At 71.7% G+C, this 26,299-nt stretch carries 27 protein-coding genes; 14 read left to right on the top strand and 13 right to left on the bottom strand.

What is annotated here, in order from left to right; genetic code table 11:
• Window positions 1-36: 36 nt before the first annotated feature.
• Complete coding sequence (locus SZ60_RS15760) at window positions 37-417, bottom strand: hypothetical protein (RefSeq protein WP_043597691.1); 381 nt, start codon at window positions 415-417, stop codon at window positions 37-39.
• A 293-nt stretch (window positions 418-710) separates the two neighbouring features.
• On the opposite strand from SZ60_RS15760, the gene SZ60_RS15765 reads away from it, so the two are divergent.
• From SZ60_RS15765 to SZ60_RS15780, 4 genes are all read left to right on the top strand, one after another.
• A complete protein-coding gene (locus tag SZ60_RS15765) occupies window positions 711-1,634 on the top strand; it encodes an NmrA family NAD(P)-binding protein (RefSeq protein ID WP_043597692.1) in 924 nt (307 codons plus the stop codon).
• Between the two features lie 141 nt (window positions 1,635-1,775).
• On the top strand, window positions 1,776-2,582 hold the full coding sequence (locus SZ60_RS15770) for a DUF4184 family protein (protein WP_043597694.1): 807 nt from the start codon (window positions 1,776-1,778) through the stop codon (window positions 2,580-2,582).
• Between the two features lie 114 nt (window positions 2,583-2,696).
• Window positions 2,697-3,182, top strand: coding sequence for a tetratricopeptide repeat protein (locus SZ60_RS15775; RefSeq protein WP_043597697.1), 486 nt, complete (start codon window positions 2,697-2,699; stop codon window positions 3,180-3,182).
• Between the two features lie 102 nt (window positions 3,183-3,284).
• Window positions 3,285-4,040 (top strand): GntR family transcriptional regulator, encoded by a 756-nt coding sequence (locus tag SZ60_RS15780; RefSeq protein ID WP_043597698.1) that lies wholly within the window; start codon window positions 3,285-3,287, stop codon window positions 4,038-4,040.
• A 59-nt stretch (window positions 4,041-4,099) separates the two neighbouring features.
• Here SZ60_RS15780 and SZ60_RS15785 read toward each other — a convergent pair whose 3' ends face one another.
• The 10 genes from SZ60_RS15785 to SZ60_RS15830 form a co-directional block, all read right to left on the bottom strand.
• The gene (locus tag SZ60_RS15785; RefSeq protein ID WP_043597700.1) at window positions 4,100-4,519 is read right to left on the bottom strand and encodes a tautomerase family protein; all 420 of its coding nucleotides are present in this window, start codon (window positions 4,517-4,519) and stop codon (window positions 4,100-4,102) included.
• A 113-nt stretch (window positions 4,520-4,632) separates the two neighbouring features.
• Window positions 4,633-5,511, bottom strand: coding sequence for a sugar phosphate isomerase/epimerase family protein (locus SZ60_RS15790; protein ID WP_043597727.1), 879 nt, complete (start codon window positions 5,509-5,511; stop codon window positions 4,633-4,635).
• A gap of 6 nt (window positions 5,512-5,517) precedes the next feature.
• Complete coding sequence (locus tag SZ60_RS15795) at window positions 5,518-6,570, bottom strand: Gfo/Idh/MocA family protein (RefSeq protein WP_255349715.1); 1,053 nt, start codon at window positions 6,568-6,570, stop codon at window positions 5,518-5,520.
• 40 nt (window positions 6,571-6,610) lie between these two features.
• Window positions 6,611-7,567: a sugar phosphate isomerase/epimerase gene (locus SZ60_RS15800; protein WP_043597702.1), complete on the bottom strand. Its 957-nt coding sequence runs from the start codon at window positions 7,565-7,567 to the stop codon at window positions 6,611-6,613.
• 44 nt (window positions 7,568-7,611) lie between these two features.
• Window positions 7,612-9,510, bottom strand: coding sequence for a 3D-(3,5/4)-trihydroxycyclohexane-1,2-dione acylhydrolase (decyclizing) (iolD, locus tag SZ60_RS15805; RefSeq protein ID WP_043597705.1), 1,899 nt, complete (start codon window positions 9,508-9,510; stop codon window positions 7,612-7,614).
• Window positions 9,507-10,433, bottom strand: coding sequence for a 5-deoxy-glucuronate isomerase (gene iolB, locus SZ60_RS15810; RefSeq protein ID WP_043597731.1), 927 nt, complete (start codon window positions 10,431-10,433; stop codon window positions 9,507-9,509). The genes iolD and iolB overlap by 4 nt, the downstream gene beginning before the upstream one ends.
• A gap of 74 nt (window positions 10,434-10,507) precedes the next feature.
• The gene (locus SZ60_RS15815) at window positions 10,508-12,037 is read right to left on the bottom strand and encodes a CoA-acylating methylmalonate-semialdehyde dehydrogenase (RefSeq protein WP_043597708.1); all 1,530 of its coding nucleotides are present in this window, start codon (window positions 12,035-12,037) and stop codon (window positions 10,508-10,510) included.
• Window positions 12,034-12,957, bottom strand: coding sequence for a hypothetical protein (locus tag SZ60_RS15820; protein ID WP_043597710.1), 924 nt, complete (start codon window positions 12,955-12,957; stop codon window positions 12,034-12,036). The genes SZ60_RS15815 and SZ60_RS15820 overlap by 4 nt, the downstream gene beginning before the upstream one ends.
• A complete protein-coding gene (gene iolC / locus SZ60_RS15825; protein ID WP_043597712.1) occupies window positions 12,950-13,918 on the bottom strand; it encodes a 5-dehydro-2-deoxygluconokinase in 969 nt (322 codons plus the stop codon). The genes SZ60_RS15820 and iolC overlap by 8 nt, the downstream gene beginning before the upstream one ends.
• A gap of 40 nt (window positions 13,919-13,958) precedes the next feature.
• Window positions 13,959-15,407 (bottom strand): sugar porter family MFS transporter, encoded by a 1,449-nt coding sequence (locus SZ60_RS15830; RefSeq protein ID WP_082060225.1) that lies wholly within the window; start codon window positions 15,405-15,407, stop codon window positions 13,959-13,961.
• 157 nt (window positions 15,408-15,564) lie between these two features.
• Here SZ60_RS15830 and SZ60_RS16710 point away from each other — a divergent pair, with 157 nt between their 5' ends.
• Entirely contained in the window at window positions 15,565-16,179 is a 615-nt protein-coding gene (locus SZ60_RS16710) for a hypothetical protein (RefSeq protein ID WP_052505470.1), read from the top strand.
• A gap of 52 nt (window positions 16,180-16,231) precedes the next feature.
• On the opposite strand, the gene SZ60_RS15840 is transcribed toward SZ60_RS16710, so the two are convergent.
• Window positions 16,232-16,756 carry a hypothetical protein gene (locus SZ60_RS15840; protein ID WP_043597716.1) on the bottom strand — a complete coding sequence of 175 codons (525 nt, stop codon included), beginning with the start codon at window positions 16,754-16,756 and terminating at the stop codon, window positions 16,232-16,234.
• Window positions 16,757-17,047: 291 nt separating this feature from the next.
• On the opposite strand from SZ60_RS15840, the gene SZ60_RS15845 reads away from it, so the two are divergent.
• Window positions 17,048-17,446 carry a phage holin family protein gene (locus tag SZ60_RS15845; RefSeq protein WP_052505471.1) on the top strand — a complete coding sequence of 133 codons (399 nt, stop codon included), beginning with the start codon at window positions 17,048-17,050 and terminating at the stop codon, window positions 17,444-17,446.
• Window positions 17,447-17,535: 89 nt separating this feature from the next.
• Window positions 17,536-18,318 carry an aquaporin Z gene (gene aqpZ, locus SZ60_RS15850; protein WP_043597717.1) on the top strand — a complete coding sequence of 261 codons (783 nt, stop codon included), beginning with the start codon at window positions 17,536-17,538 and terminating at the stop codon, window positions 18,316-18,318.
• 127 nt (window positions 18,319-18,445) lie between these two features.
• Here aqpZ and SZ60_RS15855 read toward each other — a convergent pair whose 3' ends face one another.
• The gene (locus tag SZ60_RS15855) at window positions 18,446-19,183 is read right to left on the bottom strand and encodes a FadR/GntR family transcriptional regulator (RefSeq protein ID WP_231567194.1); all 738 of its coding nucleotides are present in this window, start codon (window positions 19,181-19,183) and stop codon (window positions 18,446-18,448) included.
• A 206-nt stretch (window positions 19,184-19,389) separates the two neighbouring features.
• Here SZ60_RS15855 and SZ60_RS15860 point away from each other — a divergent pair, with 206 nt between their 5' ends.
• From SZ60_RS15860 to SZ60_RS15890, 7 genes are all read left to right on the top strand, one after another.
• Window positions 19,390-20,784: an MFS transporter gene (locus SZ60_RS15860; RefSeq protein WP_043597719.1), complete on the top strand. Its 1,395-nt coding sequence runs from the start codon at window positions 19,390-19,392 to the stop codon at window positions 20,782-20,784.
• Between the two features lie 120 nt (window positions 20,785-20,904).
• Window positions 20,905-22,641: a dihydroxyacetone kinase family protein gene (locus tag SZ60_RS15865; RefSeq protein WP_043597721.1), complete on the top strand. Its 1,737-nt coding sequence runs from the start codon at window positions 20,905-20,907 to the stop codon at window positions 22,639-22,641.
• Window positions 22,642-22,677: 36 nt separating this feature from the next.
• Window positions 22,678-23,166 carry a ribose-5-phosphate isomerase gene (locus tag SZ60_RS15870; RefSeq protein ID WP_043597722.1) on the top strand — a complete coding sequence of 163 codons (489 nt, stop codon included), beginning with the start codon at window positions 22,678-22,680 and terminating at the stop codon, window positions 23,164-23,166.
• A complete protein-coding gene (locus SZ60_RS15875) occupies window positions 23,163-24,008 on the top strand; it encodes a triose-phosphate isomerase family protein (protein ID WP_043597724.1) in 846 nt (281 codons plus the stop codon). The genes SZ60_RS15870 and SZ60_RS15875 overlap by 4 nt, the downstream gene beginning before the upstream one ends.
• Window positions 24,005-24,814 carry a sugar phosphate isomerase/epimerase gene (locus SZ60_RS15880; protein WP_043597725.1) on the top strand — a complete coding sequence of 270 codons (810 nt, stop codon included), beginning with the start codon at window positions 24,005-24,007 and terminating at the stop codon, window positions 24,812-24,814. The genes SZ60_RS15875 and SZ60_RS15880 overlap by 4 nt, the downstream gene beginning before the upstream one ends.
• Window positions 24,807-25,727, top strand: coding sequence for a phosphogluconate dehydrogenase C-terminal domain-containing protein (locus SZ60_RS15885; RefSeq protein WP_082060228.1), 921 nt, complete (start codon window positions 24,807-24,809; stop codon window positions 25,725-25,727). Before SZ60_RS15880 ends, SZ60_RS15885 begins: the two co-directional genes overlap by 8 nt.
• A 158-nt stretch (window positions 25,728-25,885) precedes the next feature.
• The gene (locus SZ60_RS15890; RefSeq protein ID WP_052505472.1) at window positions 25,886-26,197 is read left to right on the top strand and encodes a Dabb family protein; all 312 of its coding nucleotides are present in this window, start codon (window positions 25,886-25,888) and stop codon (window positions 26,195-26,197) included.
• The last annotated feature ends 102 nt before the right edge of the window (window positions 26,198-26,299 follow it).

Genomic DNA, 26,299 nt, shown 5'->3' on the forward strand with positions numbered 1-26,299 from the left:
CGGGTGGCCGGGTGGCCGGGCGGCGAGGCGGCGGGGCTACCCGCGCCGGCGGCTCGCCACCAGCGCGACCACGAGCCCGGTGATGACGGTGGCCCCCACGGCGTTGGTGACGCGGGCCCGGCGGCGGTAGCGCTGGTGGGCCTGGTCGGTGGCCTCCATCGCGGCGATCGTGACGGTCTCGGCGACGTCGCGCACGGTCTTCTCGGCGCGGTCGGCGATCACCTCGGCGCGGTCGACCAGGTCGTGGGCCGACGACCCGGCCCGGTCGGTGACGTCGCGCACCACGGTCTCGGCCCGGCCCGCGAGGTCGTGCAGGGCACCGCGGGCCACGGGCGGCACGACGTCGGAGGTGTCGATGAGTTCACGGGCCCGTCGTGCGGCGCGGGTGACGAAGTCGTCGGGGTCGGTGGTGCTCATGGTCGGCTCTCTCCGTTCGCCCGCGCACGGGTGCGACGGGTCCCCGCCATCGTGCTCCCCTCCGACAGCGGGTGCGCACGGCCGACGCCCCGAGCCCCGAGGAGGCGCGGGTCGCGTCCCCGAGGACGCCCGCCCCCAGCGCACCACGCCAGGAAGTGGGCACAGCGCCAGCCCTTGTCCTGGCGCTGTGACCACATCCTGGCGTCGTGCGCCCCGCACCAGCACACCGCACCGCACCGCCGCCGAGCGCGCAGACTGGCCTCTGACCCTCCGACGGAACGAGCCACTCCCCCATGACCACCACCGTCCTCCTCGCCGGCGCGACCGGCGACCTCGGCCGGCGCATCTCCCGCGAGCTGCTCCGCGACACCACGAGCGACGTGCGTCTGCGCGTCCTGACCCGCCCCGGCAGCACCGGCGCGACCACGCTGTTCGGAGACGACGACCGGGTCGAGGTGACCCGCGCCTCCTACACGGACGTGCCCGCCCTGACCGAGGCCGCCCGCGGCGCCGACGTCGTCGTGTCCGCCGTGAGCGGCGTCCGCCCCGTGATCGTCGACGCGCAGCGTGCTCTGCTGACGGCGGCCGTCGCGGCCGGGGTGCCGCGGTTCGTGCCGTCGGACTACTCGGCCGACTACCGCAGCATCCCGCCGGGCAGCAACCGCAACTTCGAGCTGCGGCGCGAGTTCGCGGCCGACGTCGACGCGGCTCCGATCCGGGCGACGTCCGTGCTGAACGGCATGTTCACCGACCTGTTGACCGGGGACGCGCCGATGGTCCTGTTCGACCGGAAGCGGGTGCTGTTCTGGTCGTCGGCCGACCAGGTCCTCGACTTCACGACGAAGGACGTCGTCGCCCACGTCGTCGCCCGCGTCGCGCTCGACCCCGAGGCGCCGCGCGTCGTGGAGGTCGCCGGCGACCGGGTCACGGCGCGCCGGGTCGCCCGCACGATGAGCGAGCTCACCGGCCAGGACTTCAAGCCGCAGTGGGCCGGCACGACCGGCACCCTCTCGGCGATGGCGGCCGTCATGCGTCGCACGTCGAAGGGCGACGACACCTTCCCCGCCTGGCAGGGCATGCAGTACTTCGTCAGCATGTTCAGCGGCGACGCGCAGCTGCGCCACGTCGACAACGACCGCTACGGCCCCGAGCGCTGGACGACCGTGCGCGACGTCCTCGCGACGCGGACCGGCTCGTCGGCGGGGTCCACCGCCTGACGACCCCAGGAGGCGCGGGTCGCGTCGATCACGCCTTCGTCGCTTCCCGAGACCGCCCGACGACCCATGTCGTCCCCGGGTCGCGCCGCTCTCAACCCCCGGGTGGACGCCCGCCGCGGCCCTCGTCGGCCACGATGGCGTGTGCCGTTCACCCCCAGCCATGCCGTCGTCGCCCTGCCGTTCGTCCGCACGCCCCTGCCGTTCGGGGCGGTCGCGGTCGGGTCGATGGCCCCGGACGTGCCGCTGTTCTTCCCCGTCGGCGTGACCTACGAGCAGACCCACGGGTTCCCGAGCCTGCTGTTGTTCTCGGCGCCGGTCGCGGTGCTGCTGTACCTCGTCTGGCGCGTGCTGCTGCGGCCGGCGGCCCGCGCCCTGCTGCCGACGTCGATCGGGTCGCGCCTGCCCGCGTCGTGGGACGGGCGCGAGGCCGGACGTGTGCCCGTGGCCGGCTCGCGGACCGGCCTCGCCCGCACCGCCCCGTGGGCCCTCCTCGCCCTCGTCCTCGGCGTGCTCACCCACGTGCTCTGGGACGCGTTCACGCACCCGGACCGGTTCGGCAGCACGGTGATCCCGGCACTGGCCCAGCAGTGGGGGCCGTTGGTCGGCACGCAGTGGGCGCAGTACGTCTCGTCGCTCGGCGGGCTCGTCGTGCTCGGCATCGCGGCCGTCCGGTACCTGCGGCGCACTCCGCCGACGGCGTCGGTCGACGGGCCGGCCACCGTCCCGACCCGGCGGATCCGCCACGCCTTCTGGGTCTCGCTCGCCGCGGCCCTCGTCGCCGGCATCGTGATCGTGGCCGTGACCCGGGGACTGCCGACCGACGTCCACACGGCCAAGTCGTTCACGTTCTTCGCCGGCACCCTCGCGGGCGCTCTCGTCCTGGTCGTGACGGCCGTCGCGGCCGTCGCCGTGCAGCTGGCACGGTCCACCCGCGCCCGGCGGGCCTGAGACCCGGGGCCAGGCGCCCGCGGCTCCCATCTCGGGCCCCGGAGCCCGGCGACCGGCGCTCCGACACCAGGAGGCGCGGGTCGCCTCGATCGGGGAGCCCGCTACCGTTGCCCCATGAGCACCGAGGCCTGGGAAGACCGCGTCGCCGCCCTCTGGGCCGACGAGACCGTCGACGACGAGCAGCGCATCGAGCGCATGACGGCCCTCGCCGCCGACGCTCCGCACCCCGCGCTGGGCGAGTTCGAACTCGGGGGTGCGCACGACTCCGGGGGCCGTGAGGCCGAGGCCCACGGGCACTACGCGGCGGCGACCGAGGCCGGCCTCGACACCGTCGACCCAACCCGTGCCGCGCAGATGGTCGTGCAGCACGCCTCCACGCTGCGCAACCTCGGCCGCATCGACGAGGCCATCGCCATGCTGCGTGACGCCCCCGATCACCCGGCCACCGGAGCGGCACCGAAGGTCTTCCTCGCGCTCGCCCTGCACAGCGCCGGCCGGGTCGACGAGGCCCTGCGGGTCGCGATCGAGGCCGTCGAGCCGACCCTCCCCCGCTACCACCGCTCGGTCCGCGCCTACGCGGCCGCGCTCACCGAGCGCTGACCTGGCCGCTACGCGCGCGAGACGCCGACCCGGCCCCGGGATGGCCACCGGCCCGCGCCGCCCGTAAGGTTGTCACGACATACGTTCGGCTGAGGGGACCACATGACCGACGCGAAGCTTCCGGCCGATCTCTTCGCCGACCTCGACCGCGGCAGCCCCATCCCGTTGTGGTTCCAGATGTCCACGCGACTCGAGGCGGCCATCCTGGGTGGGCAGCTGCCGGCGGGCGCTCGACTCGAGAACGAGGTCGGACTCGGCGAACGTCTCGGCCTGTCGAGGCCTACCGTCCGGCGAGCCATCCAAGAGCTGGTCGACAAGGGGCTCGTCGTCCGGAGGCGCGGGATCGGCACCCAGGTCGTCCACGGCCCCGTGACCCGCAACGTCGAGCTGACCAGCCTGTTCGAAGACCTGACCGACAGCGGCAAGGCCCCCACGACACGCCTGCTCGCCCACCAGGTCGTCGCGGCCGACGAGAAGACCGCCCTGGCTCTCGGCATCGAGGTCGGCGACCGGGTCAGCCACGTACGGCGCCTCCGCCTGGCGGACGGGGTCCCCGTCGCGGTGCTCGAGAACTACCTGCCCCTCGACCTCGCCCCGTTCTCGGACGCCGACCTCGCCGCCCAAGGCCTGTACCAACTGCTCCGAGCCCTCGGCGTCACGATCCGGGTGGCGAAGCAGCGGATCGGGGCCCGGGCCGCCCACGCCGACGAGGCTCAGCTGCTCGAGATCGAGCCGCGCGGGGCCGTGCTGACCATGACCCGCACGGCCTACGACGCGTCGGGTCGGGCCGTCGAGGTCGGGCACCACTGCTACCGGCCCGACCTCTACTCGTTCTCGATCACCCTCGTCGACAAGTAGTCGACGAGCGACGCCGGGCGGTGGCGGCCGGCGCCGGGCGCCGATGCCCGGCCGGCGGGTCAGTCGGCCTGTCCGGCGGCGGAAGGCACCTGCAGTTCACCCGTCACGTACTGCGCCACCCCGAAGCCGAACGACCAGTCCTGCGGACCGTTCTCGACGTAGCCGATGAAGACGTCCTCTCCGGCCACGCCGACGGTCTCGAGGCCCGAGGCGATCCGGGCGTAGAGGGCCTGCTTGGCTTCGTCGGTGCGCCCCCTCTGGGTGAAGATCTGGATCATGACGACTCCGCCGGAGCGTTCGAAACCGAGCCCGGCGTCTTGCGCGATGATGCGACCGGCTGGCAGTTCGCTGATCACCTGGAAGCGGTCGCGAGGCGGGATGCCGTAGACGTCGACGATCGCGTCGTGAACGGCGTCGGCGATCGCGGTGATCTGATCGGGGCTGCGACCGGGCAGGAGGTCGATGCGGACGAGGGGCATGGGTTCTTCTTTCGTCGGGTGTGGTCGGGGATGGCCAGGGTGCCGCGGGTGCCGCGGGTGCCGCGGGGGCGGCGGGGGCCGTGGGGGCCGCAGGTGCCGGGCGAGTCGGCGACTCAGGCGCGTGACGCCGCGTGGATGCGCGCCAGGATCTGCTCTCGCTGGTAGCGGCTGACGCCGTCGACGGCTTCGTCCTCGGCGAAGACGCTCGAGACGGCGATCGTGTCGTCGCGATCGAAGAAGCCCAGCCCGTGCAGGCCTCCGAAGAAGCCGTCCCAGTCGACGTCACCGTCCCCGATCTTCAGGTGCTGGTGGACGCGGGCCGCGTTGCCGGGCGGGTTGCTGATGTACCTCAGCCCGTGCGAGCGGCGGTGGTCGAACGTGTCGGCGATGTGGACGAGGCCGAGTGATCGCCCGGCGGCGGCCATGATCCCGGCCATGTCGCCGCCGTAGTGGAAGGTGTGGCACGCGACGTAGGCGAGACCGACCTGCTTCGTGTTGAGGCCGCGGATGACCCGGAGGGCTTCGAGACCGTCCTCGACGAAGTCGTCCGGGTGCGGGTCGATGAACACACGGATGCCCTCGCGTTCGAGGACGGGCAGCAACTCTTCCATCGACCAGTAGAACTGACGCTCCGATTCTTCGGACAGCTCGGGACGACCACTGAACTCGGTGTTGATGACCCCGACGCCGAGGCGGGCGGTGATCTCGATGACGCGCTTCCAGTGCTTGACGGCGGCCCGACGGGACTCCTCGTCGGGACCTGACCAGCGCAGGACGGGCAGGACGGACGCGATCTCGACCCGCGCCTCCTTGCAGGCCGCCGCGAAGGCGTCGACGAGGTCGTCGTCGGCCTTCGGGTGTCGGAAGAACGGGATGAAATCGCGGTGCGGCGTCAACTGCAGGTGGTCGTACCCCAGTTCGGCGACCTTGGCGGGCAGCTCGAGCAGGGAGTGGCTGTGGTGCAGCGGGGTGGGGTCGAGGGCGATCTTCACCACCGGTCACTCCCCCGTCGCGGCGGCACGGGGCAGATCGTAGAACGACGGCTTGGCCATCGCGTAGTCGACCTCGACGCGGCGGCCGGTCTTCTGCGCCTCGACACCCGCCGTGGCGACCACGCTCGCGAGGTAGCCGTCCCAGGCGCTCGGACCGTCGATGGTGCCGCGGTGCGCGGCGTCGACCCAGCGCTGCACCTGGGTGTCGTAGGCAGCGCCGAAGCGCTCCTTGAACGTCGGCGGCACGGCGACGCCCGACCGGGCGGCCGTGGTGAGCTGGAGTCCGGACTCGCGCCCGATGGAGGCGACGCCGCTCTCGAAGACGGCGTCCGTGGTGACCTGGTAGCCGAACTGGATGTTGACGTTGATCTCGACGATCGCCATCGTGCCCGACTCGGTCTCGAGGATCACGAACTGCGGCTCTCGGAGCCCCTCGGGCGCGAGCGAGTTGCGGCGGGGCTTCTTGACCTCGACCGCGACGATCGGCTCACCGGCGATGAAGGGGACGGCGTCGATCTCGTGGATGACGGAATCGAGGATGAGCATCTCTTCGGAGTAGCTCGGCGGCGTCGTGGCGTTGCGGTGGGCGCAGTGCAGTGCGAGCAGGGCACCGTGCTCGCCGGACGCGACGAGGGCCCGGAGGTCTCGGTACCCCTGGTCGAAGCGACGCATGAAGCCGACCTGGATGTGCGGCCGGTCGAGCTTCTGCTCCGCCTCGAGGACGCGGAGCGAGGCGGCCTCGTCGGTGGTGAGGGGCTTCTCGCAGAGGATCGCCAGGCCGCGGTCGAGTGCGGGCAGGAGGACGGCCTCGTGGAGGAAGCCCGGGGTGGCGATGATGACGGCGTCGATCTCGGTGGCGGCGAGCGCCTCGTCGAAGTCGGCCGCGGTGATCGCGCCGGGGGCGGTCGCCGCCGCGGCGTCGGCACGAGCGGTGTCGGGGTCGACGACGGCGACGACGGTGGCCCCGCTGATGGTGGACGTGATGCGGGCGACGTGGTCGGCGCCCATCATGCCGGCACCGACGACGGCGACGCGGAGGTCGGGGGTTGTGGTGTTCACGGGTGTTCTCCTTCGGGGCGGGGGTGTCAGCGGCGGGACGTCAGACGAGACGGGAGCGAGGCGAGCAGCTCATGATGTGCTCGCGCGTGCGGGTCGCGATCCCGAGGGGCAGGTCGATCGATTCGACCGGGAACATGTCCTGCTCGACGATGGCGAAGATCTCGGGATCGATGCGGCTGACCGCGTCGAGCACCGGCGCCAGGTCGGGCACGCCGTGCGGCGGTTCGACCATGACGCCCTGAGCGACGGCGTCACCGAACGGCACGTCGTTCTTGAGCACGGTGAACCGCAGGTCGGAGTCGACCTGCTTGAGGTGCAGGTAACCGATGCGGTCGGGGTACTCCTCGACGAGGCGCACGGAGTCACCGCCGTAGTAGGCGAAGTGCCCGGTGTCGAGGCACAGGTTCGTGTAGCGCACGTCGGTCTCGGCCAGGAACCGCTCGGTCTCTCGGTACGTGCCGACGTGGCTGTCCGCGTGGGTGTGGAACTGCTGCTTGACGCCGAATTCTTCGAGGAGCGCCTTGCCGAGCTTGTCGTGGCCGGCGCCGAGCGCCGCCCATTGGTCGTCGGTGAGGGTGCGGGCCTCGAGCACCTCGCTCGTGGCGTCGCTGCGCCAGAGGTCGGGGATGACGACGAGGTGCTCGGCACCGAGCTCCGAGGCGAGGCCGGCGACGGCGAGCGCTTGGTCCCACGCGCGTCGCCACTGGTCGTCGCCCTTGTGGAACCCGGTGAAGACCGTCCCGGCCGAGAGCTTCAGGTCGCGCCGACCGAGCTCGTCCTCGAGCTGGTGGGGGTCGGTCGGCAGGTACCCGTAGGGGCCCAGTTCGATCCAGTGGTAGCCCGCCTGCTGCACCTCGTCGAGGAACCGCGGCCAGGGGATCTGACCGGGGTGCTCGGGGAACCAGACACCCCACGAGTCGGGTGCGGTGCCGATGCGGAGTCCGCGCCCACCCGGGCCGGTGGGCGTGGCGTCGGGGTCGGTGACGGTGTCGGTCATGGCGGCGGTGCCTTTCGAGAGGGTGCGGGTGAGGTGTGGCGGGGTCAGCCGAGCAGCGGGCGCTGCGCGGCCTGCTGCTCGCGGTAGTCGGCCAGGGCGGCCGTGGTGCTGTCGAGGGTCGAGACCTGCGCGACCGGGACGTCCCACCAGCCCTCGCCGTCCGGGGCGTAGACGAGCGGGTCGCTGTTCAGGTGGATGAGCGTGCTGGTCGACGAGGCCTTGGCCGCGGCGAGGGCTGCGGAGAGGTCGGCGACCGCGTTCGGCGTCGGTTGCACATCGACGACGTCGAGCCCGTAGCTGCGGGCGTTCATCGCGAGGTCGACCGGCAGCACCTCGGTGCCCTGGAAGTCGAGGGAGTCGGGATCGAGCTTGCGGTAGAGCGTGCCGAAGCGGTCGGCCCCGACGGTCTCGGAGAGGTGGCCGATCGAGGCGTAGCCGTGGTTCTGGATGAGCACCACGATGATCTTGATGCCCTCGGCGACGGCGGTGACCAGTTCGGTGTGCAGCATGAGGTACGAGCCGTCACCCACCATGACGATGACGTCGCGGTCGGGTGCACCCCTCTTGACGCCGAGGCCACCGGCGATCTCGTAGCCCATGCACGAGAACGCGTACTCGACGTGGTACCCGAGCGGGTCGCGGACCCGCCACAGCTTGTGCAGGTCGCCGGGCAGCGACCCGGCCGCCTGGACCACGACGTCGGTCGGGTCGCTGGCGGCCTGGACGGCACCGATGATCTCGGGCTGGCCGGGCAACGCGAGCCCGGACGGCTGGAAGGCCTCGTCGACGAGGGCGTCCCAGGTCGCCTTCTCGGCGGCCACGCGAGCGGAGTGCTCGTCGGGTACCCGATGCCCCGCGAGCGCCGCGGCGAGCGCGTCGAGCGTCTCGCGGGCGTCGGCGACGACGGGCAGTTGCGAACCGTGCTTGTAGGCGTCGAACGACGTGACGTTGACGTTGACGAATCGCACGTCGCAGCCCTGGAAGGCCGTCCGCGAGGCGGTGGTGAAGTCGCTGTACCGGGTGCCGACGCCGATGACGAGGTCCGCCTCGGCGGCGATGCGGTTCGCGGCGGTCGTGCCGGTGGCACCGATGCCCCCGAGGTACTGCGGGTGGTCCCAGGCGAGGGACCCTCCGCCGGCCTGCGTCGTGCCGACGGGGATGCCGGTCGCCCGGGCGAGGGCGTCGAGCTGCTGCTCGGCGCCCGAGTAGAGGACTCCACCGCCGGCGACGACGACGGGGCGCTTCGCGGCCTTGATCGCGGCGACGGCGCGCTCGAGCGGCCCTCTCTCGGGCACGGGCCGACGGATGTGCCATTCGCGGGGTTGCAGGAACTCGTCGGGCACGTCCAGCCACTCGGCCTGGACGTCCTCGGGCAGGGCGATCGTGACGGCGCCGGTCTCGGCCGGGTCGGTCAGCACCCTCATCGCGGCGAGCGCGATCGAGAAGAGTTGCTCGGGCCGGTCGACCCGGTCGAAGAATCGCGACAACGGCCGGAACGCGTCGGTCACCTGCAGGGACGTGTCGTGCGGCATCTCGATCTGCTGCAGCACGGGATCGCTGACCCGGGTCGCGAAGGTGTCGCTCGGCAACAGCAGGGCCGGCAGGCGGTTCGTCGTCGCGAGCGCGGCGGCGGTGAGCATGTTGGCGGCACCCGGACCGACGGAGGCGGTGCTGGCGTAGGTCGCGCGCCTCCGGTGCATGCGGGCGTAGCCCACGGCCTGGTGCACCATCGCCTGTTCGTTGCGGGCCTGCAGGTACGGCATCAGGCCCGGCCGATCGACGTGGTACTGCTTGAGCGCCTGGCCGACGCCCGCGACGTTGCCGTGGCCGAAGATGCCGAACATGCCGGGGATCGTGCGCTCTCGCACGTCGCCGTCGACGGTCCACTGGTTGGCGAGGAACTCGACGAGCGCCTGGCCCACGGTGAGTCTCTTCGTCGTCATCGACGCGGTCCTTTCGAGGGTGCGGTGGGGAGGTAGGGCAGCCGGGGGTCGGGGGCCTGGGACTCCCAGCCGGCTCGGACCCACCCGTGGGCGGGGTCGTCGGTGATGAGCCAGGCGCGCTCGGGGTCGGGCCCCGCCATGACGTTGAGGTAGTAGAGGTCGTAGCCCGGGGCGGCGACGGCGGGGCCGTGGTACCCGTACGGGACGAGGGCGACGTCGCCGGTGCGGACGAGGGCGTTCACGTCGATCTGCCCCGCGGGTGAGCTGTAGGTGGCGAACATGCCGAACGGGTCGGCCTGCGAGGGGGCGTCGAGGCCGCGGCCGACGGCGGATTCGAAGTAGTAGATCTCTTCGAGGCGGGACTCGGTACCGGGCACCCCGTCGTCGTGCTTGTGCGGAGGGTACGACGACCAGTTCTCGGCGGGCGTCACGACCTCGCAGACGATGAGCTTCTGGGCGTGCAACCCGTCCGGGGTGCCGAAGTTGTGCACCTGGCGGGTCGATCGACCGGCGCCGCGGATCTCGACGGGGATGTCGTCACGACGGAGCACCTGCACGTCGAGCACCTGGTCGGCGGGTGCCTCGGCGATCGCGACCCGACCGCTCCCGGTGACCACCGCCTCCGTCCGGACGCCGAGGTAGCCGACGTCGGCCGGCCCGTCGAAGACGGACGCCCGCCCGGCGAGCTCGACGGTGCCCGACCCACCTCGGCCATCACTCCACTCGACCACGACGTCGCCGACCAGCGGCACCACCATGCGCTCGACCCCACCGGCGGCGAGGGGCAACGAGACACCGTCACCGAGCTCGCCGACACGCAGGCCGGTGTGCTGCCAACCGTCGAGGTCGCCGTCGACGACGGTCTGCCAGCCGTCGCGGGTCAGGTCGCCGCGGGGGAAGAACCAGCGGGGGTCGTCGTTCATGTCGTCCACCTCATCATCGAGCGGGCGGCCCGGGGGCCACGGGGGTACTGCCTGGGGACAGATCGGGCGGGCGGTCAGTTCTGGGGGAAGCCCAGGTCGACGCCGCCGTGGCTGGGGTCCAGCCAGCGCGACGTGATCGCCTTCTCGCGGGTGTAGAACTCGAAACCCTGACGTCCGTAGGCCTTGTCCGAACCGAAGATGCTGTCCTTGAAGCCGCCGAACGAGTAGTACGCGACGGGCACCGGGATGGGCACGTTGATGCCGATCATCCCGACCTCGATCTCGGCCTGGAAACGCCGCGCCGCGCCTCCGTCGTTGGTGAAGATCGCCGTTCCGTTGCCGTAGGCCCCGGCGTTGATGAGGGCGACGCCCTCGTCGTACGACGCGACGCGCACGATCGACAGCACCGGCCCGAAGATCTCTTCGGTGTAGACGCGGCTGGTGAGCGGCACCTTGTCGATCAGGGTGGGCCCGAGCCAGAAGCCGTCGGCCTCACCGTCGACGTCGACGCCCCGGCCGTCGACGACGACGTCGGCTCCGTCGGCGAGGGCGATGTCGATGTAGCTCGCGACCTTGTCCCGGTGCTGCTCGGTGACGAGAGGGCCCATGTCGCAGCTGCGGCGACCGTCGCCGACGGTGAGGCCGGCCATGCGTGAGGTGATCTTCTCGATCAGTTCGTCGGCCACGGGTTCGACCGCGACGACCACGCTGATCGCCATGCAGCGCTCGCCCGCCGAGCCGAATCCGGCGTTGATCGCACTGTCGGCGACGAGGTCGAGGTCGGCGTCGGGCAGGACGAGCATGTGGTTCTTGGCACCGCCGAGTGCCTGGACGCGCTTGCCGTGCCGGGCGGCGGTCTCGTAGATGTACCGGGCGATGGGTGTCGACCCGACGAACGAGATGGCTTTGACGTCGGGGTGCTCGAGCAGGCCGTCGACGGCCTCCTTGTCGCCGTGGAGGACGTTGAACACGCCCTCGGGCAAGCCGGCCTCGGCGAAGAGGCGGGCGAGGAACATGGCGCTGGACGGGTCTTTCTCGGACGGCTTCAACACGACGGTGTTGCCGACCGCGATGGCGATCGGGAAGAACCACATCGGCACCATGGCCGGGAAGTTGAAGGGGCTGATGACGCCGACCACGCCGAGGGGTGCCTTGGTCGAGTAGACGTCGACCCCGGTGGACACCTGCTGCGAGAACTCGCCCTTGATCAGATGGGGGAACCCGGTCGCCAGTTCGACGACCTCGAGGCCGCGGGTGATCTCGCCGAGGGCGTCGCTCAGCACCTTGCCGTGTTCGCTCGTGAGGATCTCGGCCAGTTCGCCCTTGCGCTCGTTCAGCAGCTCACGGAAGCGGAACAGGATCTGCTGACGCTTCGTGATCGAGAGGTCGCGCCAGGCGGGGAACGCCCGTCGTGCCGAGGCGACGGCGGCATCGATCTCGGAGGCGTCGGCGAGCGAGACGTCCTTCGTCGCGACCCCGAGGGCCGGGTCGTAGACGGGGGCGGTGCGGCCGCTCGTGCCGGGCACCTCGGCGTTGTCGATCCAGTGCGCGACCAGGGGGCGATCGGTGGCGGTGGCGGTGTGCGTGCTGGTGGTGCTGGTCATCGTTCTGCCGATCCGTTCGTGGTCGAGGGTGGGTGGACGAGCCCGGCGGCGTGGTCCACGGCGGCGGCGACGTCGTCGTCGCTCGGGTAGAGCAGGGTGCGTCCGACGACGAGCCCGCGGACGCCGGGGAGGGCGAGGGCCGCGGCCCAGCGGGCGTAGGTGTCGGCCGGGTCGACGGCGGGGTCGCCCCCCAGCAGCAGCGTGGGCAGGGTCGTCGCCGCCATCACGCGTTCCATGTCGTCGACGACGGGCAGCTTGAGCCAGCTGTAGGCGGAGGATTCGCCGAGGCCCGACGCGATGGCGACCGACTTGATGACGGCGTCGGCCGTGAGGTCGTTGGTCACGCGTCCGTCGAGCCACGAGCTCATGAAGGGCTCGAGCATGATCGGGAGGCGCAGCCTGGCCGACTCGGTCACCGCGCGTGCCGTGGCGGCGAGCGTCGAGGCCGTGCCGGGGTCGTCGAGGGCGACGCGGACGAGCAGTTTCGCGAAGTCGAACCGGGAGTCGGCGATCGACGCGGCCGAGTACGCGGTGAAGCGGTCGTCCAGCTCGAACGTGGCGCCCTGGAGTCCGCCGCGGTTCATGCTGCCGACGACGACCTTGCCGTCGAGGGCTCCGAGCAGGGCGAGGTCCTCGAGGATGTCGGGAGTGCCGAGCACACCGTCGACGCCGGGTCGCCCGAGGGCGACGACGAGTCGGCGGAGGAGGTCGTAGCGATCGGCCATGGCGGTCGCGTCGCCTCGGACGCCGAGGGCACCACGGGCGGGGTGGTCCGCCGCGACGATGAAGAGGCGTCCGTCGGCCGCCAAGGGGACGGGCCGCGTGCGGGCGGCCAGGACCTCGGCCACCCGGTGCGGTTCGGCGGCCCGGAGGGTGCGGAGGCGCTCGAAGTCGAGAACCGGGGCGGTGCGGTCAGACATGGTGCGCCTCCTCGAGGACGGCCTCGACCTCGTCGGTCGTGGGCATGGCGGTGGAGCACTCGAACCGGGTGGCGACGATGCCCCCGGCCGCGTTCGCGAAGCGCAGGGTGCGGTCGAGCGACCATCCCTCGATGAGGCCGTGGCAGAGGGCTCCCCCGAACCCGTCGCCCGACCCCAGACCGTTGATGACCTGGACGAGGTGGGCCGGCACCTCGATCCGTTCGTCTCGCGTCTTGGCGAGGACGCCCTTGGGGCCCTGCTTGACGACGGCGAGTTCGACGCCTCGTTCGAGGAGGGCGTCGGCCGCCCGCTCGGGCTCGGTCTCGCCCACGGCGATCTCGCACTCTTCGCGGTTGCCGACGGCGACGGTGACGTGCTCGAGGGCGCGCCCGACCTCGCGAGTGGCGACCTCGGGGCTCTTCCAGAACATGGGGCGGTAGTCGAGGTCGAGGATCGTCAGTGGACGACGACCCCGGGCCTGCCAGGCCACGTGGTGCGCCTGCCTGCTCGGCTCTTCGCTGAGGCCGGTGACCGTCGCCCAGAAGACCGTGGCCTTCTCGACGGCGGCGAGGTCGAGCGAGCCCGCGGTGATCATGAGGTCGGGTGCCTTCGGCTGACGGTAGAAGTAGAGCGGGAAGTCGTCGGGCGGGAAGATCTCGCAGAACGTGACCGGGGTGTTCAGCCCGTCGACGGTCGAGACGAGCCGGGTCGAGACGCCGAGCCGCTCGAGCTCTCGGACGATGTAGCGGCCGAAGGGGTCGTCGCCGGTGCGGGTGACCACCGCGGACCGGCGGCCGTGCCGGGCGGCGGCGATGGCGACGTTGGTCGCGCTTCCCCCGACGGACTTGCTGAAGGTCTCGACCTCTTCGAGGGGAACACCGGACTGCTGCGGATAGATGTCGACGCCGACGCGGCCCATGGTGAGGACCTCGTAGGGGGCGCTGTCGTTGTGGTCGGTCATGACGTGGTCGTCCTTTCGGGAGCCAGGCGAGCGGTCGCGGTCACTTCTTGCCGTTCTTGACGACGTAGATGGCACCGGTGCTGAAGTCCTCTTCGAGTTGCTCGAGCGACCGCCCGTTCGTCTCGGGCACCTTCTTGACGGCGAAGAGGAACGACCCGGCGTTGAGCACCGCGAAGATGAAGAACGTCGTCGAGATGCCGATGCCGGCGACGAGGATCGGGAAGAGCAGGCTGACGGCGAAGTTGGTCAGCCAGAGGATCAGCACCGTGAGCCCCATGCCGACGCCACGCAGCTTGAGGGGGAAGATCTCGCTGAGCATCAGCCAGACGAGCGGGCCGATGGTGCCCTGCATGGTGCCGACGAAGCCGATGACGAAGACCAGGACGACGATGGCCCGGCCGAGCCCCTCGGGGATCAGCAGCGACGACAGGCCGATCAGCAGGTGGAAGATCGCGACGCCGGCGAAACCGACCATCAGCATCGTGCGCCGTCCGACCTTGTTGATGATGCGCAGGGCGACGAGCATGGCGACGACGGCGATGACGCCCGCCCCGACGTTGGCGATCAGGGCCCCGCTCTGCGAGAACCCGGACTGCTGCAGCACCTGGGTGCCGTAGTACATGATCGAGTTGATGCCCGTCAGCTGCTGCGCGACGGCCAGGCCGATGCCGATGAACAAGATCTTGCGGAGCCAGGGCGCGGCGATGAGGTCGGCGAGGCGGGCGCTCTTGGCCTCTTTCTCCTCGTCGGCGAGGAGGCGCACCTCGGCCATCTCGGCCACCGCCCGGTCGTCGGCGCGGATCTGCTTGAGGACGGCGAGCGCGTCGTCGTCGCGGCCCTTGGCGATGAGCCAGCGAGGGCTCTCGGGGACGCGGAACATGCCGATGAAGAGGGCGATCGCGGGCAGCACCGCGACGGAGAGCATGTAGCGCCACACGTTGTCGTGCTCGCCCCAGACGCTGCCGATGACGGCGTTGATCGTGAAGGCGGCGAGCTGCCCCGAGACGATCATCAGCTCGTTGCGGCTGACGAGCCCGCCGCGCTGCTCGGTGGGCGCGAGTTCGGCCAGGAACACCGGAACGGTGACCGAGGCCCCTCCGACGGCGATGCCGAGGAAGAACCGTGCCCCGGTGAGGAACTCCCACGTGGGCGCGAGCACGCAGGCGAGGGCGGCGAAGAAGAACAGGATGGCGAGGGTGTTGATTGTGGGCTTCCGCCCGAAGGCGTCCGAGATGCGCCCGATGAAGAACGCCCCGACCGCGGCCCCGATGAGGATGGCCGAGACCATGACCCCCTCGCTGGCCGGCGTGAGCCCGAGGCTCTCCTCCATCGAGTCGAGCGCGCCGTTGATCACGCCCGTGTCGTAGCCGAAGAGAAGGCCACCGAAGGTGGCGATGACCGCGACGGTGCCGAGGCGCTTGGTGTGCGGGCCCGAGACCAGGGCGGGAAGAGCTACTCGGGGCGAACTGCCCGATGTGTCGGTGACCACGATTCCTCCATTGGTTGTGGTTACAGCTTCCCGCGTCGGTGCGGGTCGTCGCCCTGCCGCTGCGACAGGACGAGGCTATCCATGTCTTCATGTCCTGTCAATCGGTCATGACATGTCCATGGGAGGGGAGGGAGGGACGCGTCCCTAGAATCGGATCATGCCTTTCGACGAGTGGTACGACGACGAGACGCGAGAGGCCGCGACGGCCCGCGTGCTGCAGCGTCGGATGACCAACCCGACCGACCGCAACGTCCTCACCGTCGTCGCGGAAGAGTTCAACGTCCCGCGGCAGACCCTCAGCGACTGGGTCGACGAGGCTTCACCCGAGCCCGCCAAGCCGAAGCGGAAGCCCCGCCCGAAGTTCTCGCAGGTCGTCAAGACCACCAAGGAGGCGCGGGTCGAGTCCCCCACGGACGACGAACCGATCGACGCGCCGCAGCCCGCCGCACCTCCGGAGCCCGCGAGCGAGCCCGAGCCCGACGCCGAGGCCGGGCCGCAGACCGAGGCCGCGCCCGAACCGCAGCCCGAGCCCGAGCAGGACCCCTGGGCGGCATCCGATCCTGCCCCCGATCCCGAGCCGACACCCGAGAGCGAACCCGAGCCGCGGCCGGAGCCGGACCCGGAGCCCGAGCCCACTCAGGACCGGGCTTCCGCACCCGCACCTACACCCGCACCCACCGACAGCCGCCTCACCGCCCTCGAATCCGAGGTCGCCGCCCTCCGCGCCGGCAACCGGGCGCTCGTCGACGCCCTCCGCATCCTGGTCGACTGACGACGCTGGTCGGTGGCTGGCCGAGCCGAACGACGGCCACGAGGCCGTCCGGTCACCGTCGTCGTGGTGACGGCCCCGGCTTCGTGAACCGGGACCAGCGTCGGTCGGCCGCGCGCGCCTCCCGGGGGAGGCGGTAGCCGTCGCGGTAGACGCCGACGACGTCGAGGGCGACGCCCACGAGGGAGCGGACGGCGGTGCGCCGCTCGCGCGAGCCGTACCAGTTGCGGTGGAGGCGCCAGAGCTCGACGATCCCCCGCACGAACAGTCCCCCGCCGAAGAAGACGGCGGCGATCCAGAAGATGCCGGTCGAGCCGAAGACGACGACGGCACCGATGCAGACGACCAGCGTCACCACGAGGGTGATCATCAGCGTGCGGGGGCTCGGCGACTGTCGACCGTGCTCGCCGGTCCAGTACGACGACAGCAGGTAGAGGGCGTCCTCGCGGGAGCGTCCGCCCTCGCGCAGTCGGTCGACGGCGGCGTCGGTGCGCGCGAACCGGTCGGGCCCGTCGGCCTGGCGCACCGCGGCGCTGGTCGACGCGACGATGCGGAGGACGGGAGGTTCGCGTCGAGCCACGAGGCCATCCTGCCGGACGCCGGTCGCCCGACGCCGCACACCGCACGCCGGACGCACGCCGCCCGACACCCGACACCGCACACCCTCCGCCGGACAGGCCCGCACTGTCCCCCGCCTGGCCGCTTCGCGAGTGCCTGTCGACCCGAGGCTGGAAGCTCGCTGGAGGTCGATGACGGGTGGGCTGCCGCTCGCGTCCGAATGGTGTGTCACCGAGACACGGCGTGTCCGCACCGCGGCACCGCGATCCCCGGCCACCGACCCGAGTGGCCCCGCCGAGAGAAGGACCACCCCATGAGCGCAGACGACGAGAAGCAGGCCGACGCGGGCTTCGCGGGCAGGTTCCGCGACCAGCTCGGCAGCCGGGCGATCGAGCCCCTCATCAAGGCCGTCCGCACCGAACTGCGGTCGGCGCGCGACGAGATCGCCGGCCGGGCACGGGATGCGCGGTCCGGTGCCGTGCTGCTCGCCGTCGGGGCCGTCCTCGCGACCGTGACCGTGGTCCTCCTCGCCGGCACCGCCGTCGCCCTGCTGGCCCTGGCCCTCCCGCTCTGGGCCGCCGCGCTCATCACGTTCGCCGTCTTCGCCGTCGTGACCGCGGTGCTCGTCGCCGTCGGCCTGAAGGGCGTGAAGCGAGGCATCCCGCCGGTGCCCTCCGACACGGTGAAGAACCTCACCTCGTCGGCCGACTAGCCGCCCACACCCCTCCGAACCCGACCCCCTTCCACACCCGACCCCGTCCCCACCCGACACCGTCCGAACCCGACACCGGAGAGTCCCCCATGCCTCGCACCACACCCGCCAGCCGGTCCACGAAAGAACAGCGCACCCAGCACGCCGAGACCTACACGCCGCTCGCGCGGTACGCGTCCGAGGCGTTCGGGGCGTTCCTCCTCGTCGTCGGAGGCGTCGGCACGGCCGTGTTCGCGTCGTCGTTCCCGGACGACGGCAACGCGCTCGGTGTCGGCTTCCTCGGCGTGGCCCTGGCGTTCGGCCTCAGCGTGATGGCCGGCATCTACGCCGTCGGCCACATCTCGGGTGGCCACTTCAACCCTGCCGTGACGGTCGGCTTCGCCCTGGCCGGTCGGACCACCTGGGCGAGCGTGCCCGGCTACGTCGTCGCACAGCTCGTCGGAGCGGCCGCCGGAGCCAGCGTCGTGGCGCTCGTCGCCGCCGACGGCCCCGCCGGCTACTTCGCCGCGGCCCGTGACTCGGGCTTCGCCTCGAACGGCTTCGGCGCGTCGTCGCCCGGCGGTTTCGGCCTCGGAGCCGTGCTCGTCACAGAGATCGTGCTGACGGCCGTCTTCGTCGGCGTAATCCTCTCGGTGACCGCCAAGAGTGAGTACAAGGCCCTGGCACCCTTGGCGATCGGCCTGACCCTGACGCTGATCCACCTGATCAGCATCCCGGTGAGCAACACGTCGGTGAACCCGGCCCGCTCGCTGGCGGCGGCCCTCTACGGCGGCCCCGACGCGCTGGCCCAGGTCTGGGTCTTCTTCGTGGCGCCCCTCGTCGGCGCCGCCCTCGCGGGCCTCGCCCACCGCGTCCTGCGTCGTCGCGCCTGACCGGCCCGAGCGGCAGGAGGCGCGGGTCGCGTGACCCGCGCCTCCTGCGTTCTCGTGCGGTCGCACCGGTGCCGACCGACGCTCGAGCAGAGGCGACGACGTCGCCCCACCCGTCGGGGGCGACGACCTAGACGACCGTGGCGCTCCGGACCCGGTCGGCGGCGGTGGCCATGTGGTCGCGCATCGCCGCGAGCGCCGCGTTCGGGTCGCGGGCCTCGATCGCCCGGAAGACGGCCCGGTGTTCGCGGTACGCGGCCTCGGCCTGGTCCTTCTCGGTGAGCCCACGCTCGACCCAGAGGCGCAGCAGCGACCGGGTGCTCTGCAGGAGGTCCTTGAGCACGACGTTGTCGGCGCTGACGGCGATCTGCAGGTGGAACCGGATGTCGGCCTGGAGGAACGCGTCGAGGTCCTCGAGCGAGTCGGCCATCACCTCGATGTAGCCGCGCAGCTTCTCGACGTCGGCGTCGGAGGCCCGCTCGGCGGCGTAGGCGGCCGCCTGGATCTCGAGCCCGCCCCGCACCTCGATGAGCTCCCGCGTGCGTGCCGCGTTCAGCATGAGACCCCAGCTGAGGGTGGTCGGCAGCAGCTCCGAGGTCTGGTCGCGCAGGTAGGTGCCCGAGCCCGGACGCACCGTGACGATGCCGAGGATCTCGAGGGCGGCCAGGGCCTCGCGGACGGCCGACCGCCCGACGCCGAGACGTTCGGCGAGCTGCCGCTCGGGCGGGAGGCGCGACCCGGGGGTCAGCTCGCCGGCCGTCAGGAGGGCCACGAGCTGCTTGACGACCTCGCTGACCGCGGTGCCGCGCGGGACCATCTCGAGCTCGAGATCGAGGCTCGCGGGGTCGCTCTCTGGGTATGCCGGCACGGTGCGAGCTTAGTCAGCGGGGCCCACGGGTCCAGCTCTCGGGGCCAACGGGTCCACCTCTCGCGGCGCTCGCTCCGCCTCGCTCCGTCGCTCAATTGGTCAACCGGTTGACAGCTTTCGAGGAAAAAGGCACGATGGTTCCTGCGCGCCACCGGCATCGGTCGAAGGCGTCATCCAACAACGTCGTTAGATCCGAAGGAGTCGATGTGGACACCACCACCCGAACGAGCGCGCAGCAGAGCGCGGTCGAGAAGTCCGCGATCAAGAAAGTCGCCGTCCGGCTCGTCCCGTTCGTGGCGTTGATGTTCTTCATCAACTACCTCGACCGCACCGCCATCGGCTTCGCGGCGCCGAACGGCATGGAGTCCGACCTCGCCCTGTCGGCCGCCCAGTTCGGCTTCGCCTCGGGCGTGTTCTTCATCGGCTACATCCTGTTGGAGGTGCCGTCGAACCTCGCCCTGCACAAGTTCGGTGCCCGCAAGTGGCTCGCCCGCATCATGGTGACCTGGGGCATCGTGGCGTTGCTCTTCACCTGGGTGCAGAACTTCGAGCAGCTCGTCGCCCTGCGCTTCCTGCTCGGCGTCATGGAGGCCGGCTTCTTCCCCGGCGCAATCCTCTTCCTGAGCCTGTGGGTGCCGGCCGCCCACCGCAGCAAGATCCTCGCCCTCTTCTACCTGGCGCAGCCCCTCACCACCGTCATCGGTGCCCCGCTCGCCGGCTGGTTGATCAGCCACGACGGCGTCTTCTTCGGCCTCGAGGGCTGGCGCTTCATGTTCATGGGCGTCGCCATCCCCGCGATCGTCGTCGGGATCGTCGCCTGGTTCTACCTCAAGGACAAGCCCGCCGACGCCAAGTGGCTCACCAAGGAAGAGCAGGTCTGGCTGACCCAGGCGCTGGTGAAGGAGGCCTCGACGAAGACGGGTGCCGTCTCGACCACCGGCAAGCACCCGGGCCTCGGGGTCGTCTTCAAGAACGGCCGCGTCTGGATGCTCTCGTTCATCTACTTCGGCTTCATCTACGGCCTCTACGCGCTCGCGTTCTTCCTGCCCACCATCATCGGCGGCTTCCAGGAGCAGTTCGGCACCGAGTTCACCGTCACCCAGCGCGGCTTCATCACGGCCATCCCCTACGTCCCCGCGGCCATCGCCCTGTACTTCTGGTCGCGTGACGCCTCGCGTCGCGGCCTCAAGACCTGGCACATCGTCATCCCCGCCGTCGTGGGCGGTCTGAGCATCCCGCTGGCGCTGTACGCGCAGTCCCCCGCCCTCACCATCGCGGTGATCGCGGTCACCGCCATGGCGATCTTCGCGGCACTGCCCAACTTCTGGACCCTGCCCACGCAGTTCCTGACCGGTGCCGCGGCGGCCGCGGGCATCGCGCTCATCAACACGGTCGGCAACCTCGCCGGCTTCAGCGCCCCGTACATCACGGGCCTGGTCACCGACGTCACCGGCGACTACCGGGTGCCGATGTTCATCGTCGGGTTCTTCATGCTCCTGTCGGCCGCGCTGATGATCGCGCTCAGCCGGATGAAGAAGCCCGAGGGCACCCTCAGCCCCCGCGAGCAGGCCGACCTGGCCGCCACCGCCGGGCTCGACTGACCGACGCTCACCCCCTCCCCCGCGGGGCCCGGACGATCACCGGCCCGGGCCCCGCCCCCCTCCGCACCTCGTCGTCGTGCCGTCGCGCCGTCGACCGGACCACCGCCTCCTGGAGTTCTCATGACACGCCTCTTCAACGATCCGGGCGATTTCGCCGACGAGATGATCGACGGCTTCGTGGCCGCCAACCAGCGCTGGGTGCGACGGGTCCACGGCGGCGTGGTCCGGGCGACCCGCTCGGCCCCCGGCAGCGTCGCGCTCGTCGTCGGCGGTGGCTCGGGGCACTACCCGGCCTTCGGCGGACTCGTCGGGCAGGGGCTCGCCCACGGCGCCGCCCTCGGCAACCTCTTCGCCTCGCCCTCGTGGCAGCAGGTCAGGTCGGTGGCGAAGTCGGCCCAGAACGGCGGGGGCGTCCTGCTCAGCTACGGCAACTACGCCGGTGACGTCCTCAACTTCGACAAGGCCCAGCAGAAGCTGATCGACGAGGGCATCGAGACCCGCACGGTCGCCGTCACCGACGACATCTCGAGCGCGTCGATCACCGACAAGCACAAGCGTCGTGGCATCGCCGGCGACCTCACCGTCTTCAAGTCCGCCGCGGCCGCCGCCGAGGAGGGCGCCGACCTCGACGACGTCGTCCGCGTCGCCGTCAAGGCGAACGAACGCACCCGCAGCGTCGGCGTGGCGTTCTCGGGCTGCTCGCTGCCCGGGGCCGACGAACCGCTCTTCACCGTGCCCGAGGGCCGCATGGCCGTCGGCATGGGCATCCACGGCGAGCCGGGCATCGGCGAGACCGACGTCCCCACGGCGGACGGCCTCGCCGAGCTGCTCGTCGAGGCGCTGCTCGCGAGCGACGAACTGCCCGACGGGGTCGACGAGGCGCGCGGGCGCAAGGTGGCCGTGCTGCTCAACGGACTCGGCTCGGTCAAGTACGAAGAGCTCTTCGTCGTCTACGCCCGGGTCGACGCCCTGCTGCGCGAGGCGGGCGTCGAGGTCGTCGAGCCCGAGGTCGGCGAGCTCGTCACGAGCTTCGACATGGCCGGCGTCTCGCTGACCCTGTTCTGGCTCGACGACGAACTCGAGCGCCTCTGGGCGGCCCCGGTCGACGCCCCCGCCTACAAGAAGGGCTCCGTCGACGTCGCGTCGCGGACGGACGACGCCGAGCAGGAGGCGCGGGTCGAGATCGCGATCCCGCCCGCGACCCCGGCGTCCCAACAGGCCGCCCACCTGGTGCTGAGCGCCCTCGAGGCGGTGCGGGCCACGGTCGAGGAGAACGTCGACGAGCTCGGACGCATCGACGCCGTCGCCGGGGACGGCGACCACGGCATCGGCATGCAGCGCGGGATCCACGCCGCCGTCGCCGCCGCCCGCGAGGCCGTGCTCGCCGGCGCGGGGGCGGGCACCGTCCTCGACCTCGCCGGCGACGCCTGGTCCGACCGGGCCGGGGGCACCTCCGGGGCCCTCTGGGGTGCCGCCCTCGCGAGCCTCGGCGCGGCCGTGGGCGACGAGGCGGCCCCGGACCGCGCCTCCGTGTCCCGCGGCGTCTCCGCCGCCACCGAGGCGATCCTCGAGTTCGGCGCCACGGTCGGCGACAAGACCATGGTCGACGTGCTCGTCCCCTTCGACGCGGCCCTCTCCGCGGCGGTCGACGACGGGGCCGACCTCGCCACGGCCTGGGCCACCGCGGCCGAGGTCGCCGTGACGGCGGCCGCGGCGACGGCCGACCTCCTGCCCAAGATGGGCCGCGCCCGGCCGCACGCCGAGAAGAGCCTCGGCACGCCCGACGCCGGCGCCACCTCGCTCGGGCTCATCACGCGGGCCGTCGGACGCGTCCTCGCGCCGCAGCCCGCCGCGTGACCCCTCCCCCCCACACCCTCCACGAAAGGCACCACCATGGCTGACCAGCTGCGCATCGTCATCGGATCGGACGACGCCGGGTACGACTACAAAGAGGTCCTCAAGAAGGACCTCGAGGCGAACGACGGCGTGGCGAGCGTCGCCGACGTCGGGGTCGCCGCCGACGGCCACACCGCCTACCCGCACGTCGCCGTCGAGGCGGCCCGCATGGTCGCCGACGGCCGCGCCGACCGCGCGATCCTGATCTGCGGCACCGGGCTCGGCGTCGCCATCGCGGCCAACAAGGTGCCCGGCATCCGGGCGGTGACCGCGCACGACACGTTCTCGGTCGAACGCGCCGTCCTCTCGAACGACGCCCAGGTGCTCTGCATGGGCCAGCGCGTGATCGGCGTCGAGCTCATGCGCCGCCTGGCGAAGGAGTTCCTCACCTACCGCTTCGACACCTCGAGCGCCTCGGCCGAGAAGGTCGCGGCCATCTGCGGCTACGACGGGTCGGGCGAGCCCGTCGGCATCGACGCGGCGTGAGCGATCCGGTGACCACCCCCGTCCGGCCCTCCTCGGCCCGCTTCACGATCGGGGTGAGCCTCAAGATGTACTTCTCGCACGCGAGGACCCTCGCGTGGAGCACCGAGGTGGCCGAGATCGCGCGGCGCCACCCGGCCGTCCGGCGGGGCGTCGTCGACCTGTTCGTCGTGCCGACGTTCCCGTCGCTCGTCCCCGTGCAGGAGGCGCTGGCCGGCACCTCGGTCCGCCTCGGTGCCCAGGACCTCGCGACCGACGACTCGGGCGCCTTCACGGGCGAGGTGAGCGGCGCCGAGCTGGCCGAGATCGGCTGCACCCTCGCCGAGATCGGCCACGCCGAACGGCGGACGCTCTTCCACGAGGACGACGCGGTCGTCGCGGCCAAGACGGCGGCGGCACTGCGCCACGGCATCACCCCGCTGCTCTGCGTGGGCGAGGCCGACGAGACGTCGCCCGCCCTCGCCGCGCTCGAGGTGACGCAGCAGATCGCCCTCGCCCTGGCGGCGGCCGACGAGGCCGGCCTCCCGGGTGCCCTCGTCGTCGCGTACGAGCCGCTCTGGGCGATCGGCGCACCGGTGCCGGCGTCCGCGGGCCACATCACCGCGGTGGTCGCGGCCGTCGAGGACCACCTCGCCGGCCTGGCCGATCGCGCCGGCAGCCGGGTGATCTACGGCGGCAGCGCCGGTCCGGGGCTGCTGACCGGTCTGGGCGGCCGGGTCCGAGGGCTGTTCCTCGGTCGCTTCGCCCACGACGCCTCGGCGGTGGAGCGCATCCTCGACGAGGCGCTCGCGCTCGACGAATCGCTGGCGCTCGACGCCGCACGCCGGGACGGGGTGACCTCGTGATCGGCCTCAGCACCTACGCGTACTTCTGGCGGGGCAGCGACCTCGTCCCGCAGCCGATGACGCTCGACGACATGCTGCGCGACACGGCCGCGCAGGGCGTCCGGCTGTTCCAGATCTGCGACCACGAGGCCTTGACCGGCTACAGCGACGAACAGCTCGCCGCGCTGCGCGACCTCGCCGACGAGCTCGGGCTGACGCTCGAACTCGGCACCCGGGGCACCGGGCCGACCGTCCTGCGGACGTGGCTGCGTCTCGCCGTCGCGCTGCGCGCCTCCTTGATCCGCAGCATGTGGACGGCGGGTGACGACCGTCCCGACGCCGCCGAGACCGAGCGTCGGCTGCGCGAGGTGCTGCCCGAGTACGAGGAGGCGGGTGTCACCCTCGCCCTCGAGACCTACGAGCAGGTCGGTTCGACCGAGCTCGTGGCCGTCGTGCGGGCGGTCGCCAGCCCCCGGCTCGGCATCGTGCTCGACCCGGCGAACACCGTCGCGAACCTGGAGCACCCGGCCGACGTGACCGCGCGCTGCCTGCCGTTCGTCGCCAACTGGCACGTCAAGGACTTCGCCTTCTCACGGAAGGACGGCTGGGTCGGCTTCGCGCTCACCAGCACGCCCCTCGGCGAGGGCCTCCTCGACTACGACGGCATCCGTGCCGCGCTCGACGCCCGCGACGGCGGCACCAGCCCCGTCAACCAGGTCGTCGAGCACTGGCTGCCCTGGCAGGGCGACCCCGAGACCACCACGCGGCTCGAAGCCGAGTGGACGACACGAACCATCTCTGAACTAAGGAGCAAGAACAATGACTGACACCCTCGACACGACCGCCCCCGAGAGCACCGTCACGTACGCGGACGGCCAGGGCTCGTCCGACGTCACCGTCGCCGTCATCGGCGCCGGCGGCAAGATGGGCCAGCGCGTCTCGAACAACCTCGCCAAGAGCGCGTACACGACCCTCTACAGCGAGGCGTCGCCCGCCGGCGTCGAGCTGATCGAGTCGCTCGGCCGCACGGTCACCGCGACCGACGTGGCCGTGGCGGACGCCGACGTGGTCATCCTGGCCGTGCCCGACGTCGTGCTCGGCAAGGTCTCCGAGCAGGTCGTCCCGGCGATGAAGACCGGCGCCGTCATCCTCACCCTCGACCCGGCCGCCGCCTACGCGGGCCTGCTCGCCGTGCGCGAGGACATCCACTACGCGGTGGCGCACCCCTGCCACCCCAGCGTGTTCCTCGAGCGCACCACGAAGGAGGAGTGGGCCGACACCTTCGGTGGCGTGGCCGCCCCGCAGGAGGTCGTCGCCGCGCTCGAGGGCGTGGCCGAGGACTCGCCCGTCCGCGAGCTCATGACGCAGGTCATCTCGACGATCTACGCGCCCGTCATCGCGGTGCACTACGTGACGGTCAAGCAGCTGGCCGTGCTCGAGCCGACGCTGGTCGAGACGATGGCCTGCATGATCGGGGCGTTCCTCAAGGAGGCGCTCGAAGAGACCGTCGACGGCGTCGGGGTCCCCTACGAGGCCGCTCGCGCGATGCTCTACGGCCACACCTGGATCGCGCTGACGAACGGCCTGCGCGGCTCGAACCCGTTCAGCGACGCCTGCCACATCGCCATGGACTACGGCCGCGAGTCGATCGTCCGCGACGACTGGAAGAAGATCTTCGACGACAGCCAGCTCGACTCGGTCATCGCGCGCATGCTGAAGATCGACGCCGTCCGCCGCTAGGCCGCGACGACGGGAACGCAGGAGGCGCGGGTCGCGTGACCCGCGCCTCCTGCGTTCTCACGTGGGGGCGATGCCGCCCGGGCCGACCGCCGGGGCGACGCCCGTGTCAGGATCGGGTGACCTGCCGCGACGAGCGGCGACGACGAGGGGATGCGCGGATGGCCGACACGGACGAGATCGTGCACGTGGTGTTGGTCGAGTGGGCCGAGGGGGCCCCGGCCGACGTGGCCGAGCAGGCGTCGCGGCTGTCGACCGAGCACCTGATCGGCATCGACGGCGTGCTGTCGGTGTCGAGTGGCGAGAGCGTCAGCCCCGAGCAGCTCGAGGCCGGCTTCGACTGGATGCTCGTGGTGCGCTTCCGTGACGCCGCGGCCCGCGACGGCTACCTGCCCCACCCCGCGCACCAGCCGGTCGCGAGCTACCTCGGCGACGCGTCCGCCCGGGTCGTCGTCTTCGACGTCGCGGCGTAGGGGCCTGGCCCAGGAGGCTCGGTACGGCTGGCCGGCGCCCGTCACGCAGTCGACGCCGCGAGCACCGTCGACGACGACGAGCCGCACCCTTCTCGGGTGCGG

This window comes from Frigoribacterium sp. MEB024 (genome assembly GCF_000878135.1).
Taxonomy (GTDB): domain Bacteria; phylum Actinomycetota; class Actinomycetes; order Actinomycetales; family Microbacteriaceae; genus Frigoribacterium.

Coding starts and splice junctions, on each gene's coding strand:
- SZ60_RS15870 (WP_043597722.1), top strand. CDS start 22,678: ATGGCTGACCAGCTGCGCATCGTCATCGGATCGGACGACGCCGGGTAC.
- SZ60_RS15815 (WP_043597708.1), bottom strand. CDS start 12,037: ATGACCAGCACCACCAGCACGCACACCGCCACCGCCACCGATCGCCCC.
- SZ60_RS15775 (WP_043597697.1), top strand. CDS start 2,697: ATGAGCACCGAGGCCTGGGAAGACCGCGTCGCCGCCCTCTGGGCCGAC.
- aqpZ (WP_043597717.1), top strand. CDS start 17,536: ATGCCTCGCACCACACCCGCCAGCCGGTCCACGAAAGAACAGCGCACC.
- SZ60_RS15865 (WP_043597721.1), top strand. CDS start 20,905: ATGACACGCCTCTTCAACGATCCGGGCGATTTCGCCGACGAGATGATC.
- SZ60_RS15890 (WP_052505472.1), top strand. CDS start 25,886: ATGGCCGACACGGACGAGATCGTGCACGTGGTGTTGGTCGAGTGGGCC.
- SZ60_RS15800 (WP_043597702.1), bottom strand. CDS start 7,567: ATGACCGACACCGTCACCGACCCCGACGCCACGCCCACCGGCCCGGGT.
- SZ60_RS16710 (WP_052505470.1), top strand. CDS start 15,565: ATGCCTTTCGACGAGTGGTACGACGACGAGACGCGAGAGGCCGCGACG.
- iolD (WP_043597705.1), bottom strand. CDS start 9,510: ATGACGACGAAGAGACTCACCGTGGGCCAGGCGCTCGTCGAGTTCCTC.
- SZ60_RS15760 (WP_043597691.1), bottom strand. CDS start 417: ATGAGCACCACCGACCCCGACGACTTCGTCACCCGCGCCGCACGACGG.
- SZ60_RS15885 (WP_082060228.1), top strand. CDS start 24,807: ATGACTGACACCCTCGACACGACCGCCCCCGAGAGCACCGTCACGTAC.
- SZ60_RS15765 (WP_043597692.1), top strand. CDS start 711: ATGACCACCACCGTCCTCCTCGCCGGCGCGACCGGCGACCTCGGCCGG.
- SZ60_RS15845 (WP_052505471.1), top strand. CDS start 17,048: ATGAGCGCAGACGACGAGAAGCAGGCCGACGCGGGCTTCGCGGGCAGG.
- iolC (WP_043597712.1), bottom strand. CDS start 13,918: ATGACCGACCACAACGACAGCGCCCCCTACGAGGTCCTCACCATGGGC.
- SZ60_RS15785 (WP_043597700.1), bottom strand. CDS start 4,519: ATGCCCCTCGTCCGCATCGACCTCCTGCCCGGTCGCAGCCCCGATCAG.
- SZ60_RS15820 (WP_043597710.1), bottom strand. CDS start 12,957: ATGTCTGACCGCACCGCCCCGGTTCTCGACTTCGAGCGCCTCCGCACC.
- iolB (WP_043597731.1), bottom strand. CDS start 10,433: ATGAACGACGACCCCCGCTGGTTCTTCCCCCGCGGCGACCTGACCCGC.
- SZ60_RS15780 (WP_043597698.1), top strand. CDS start 3,285: ATGACCGACGCGAAGCTTCCGGCCGATCTCTTCGCCGACCTCGACCGC.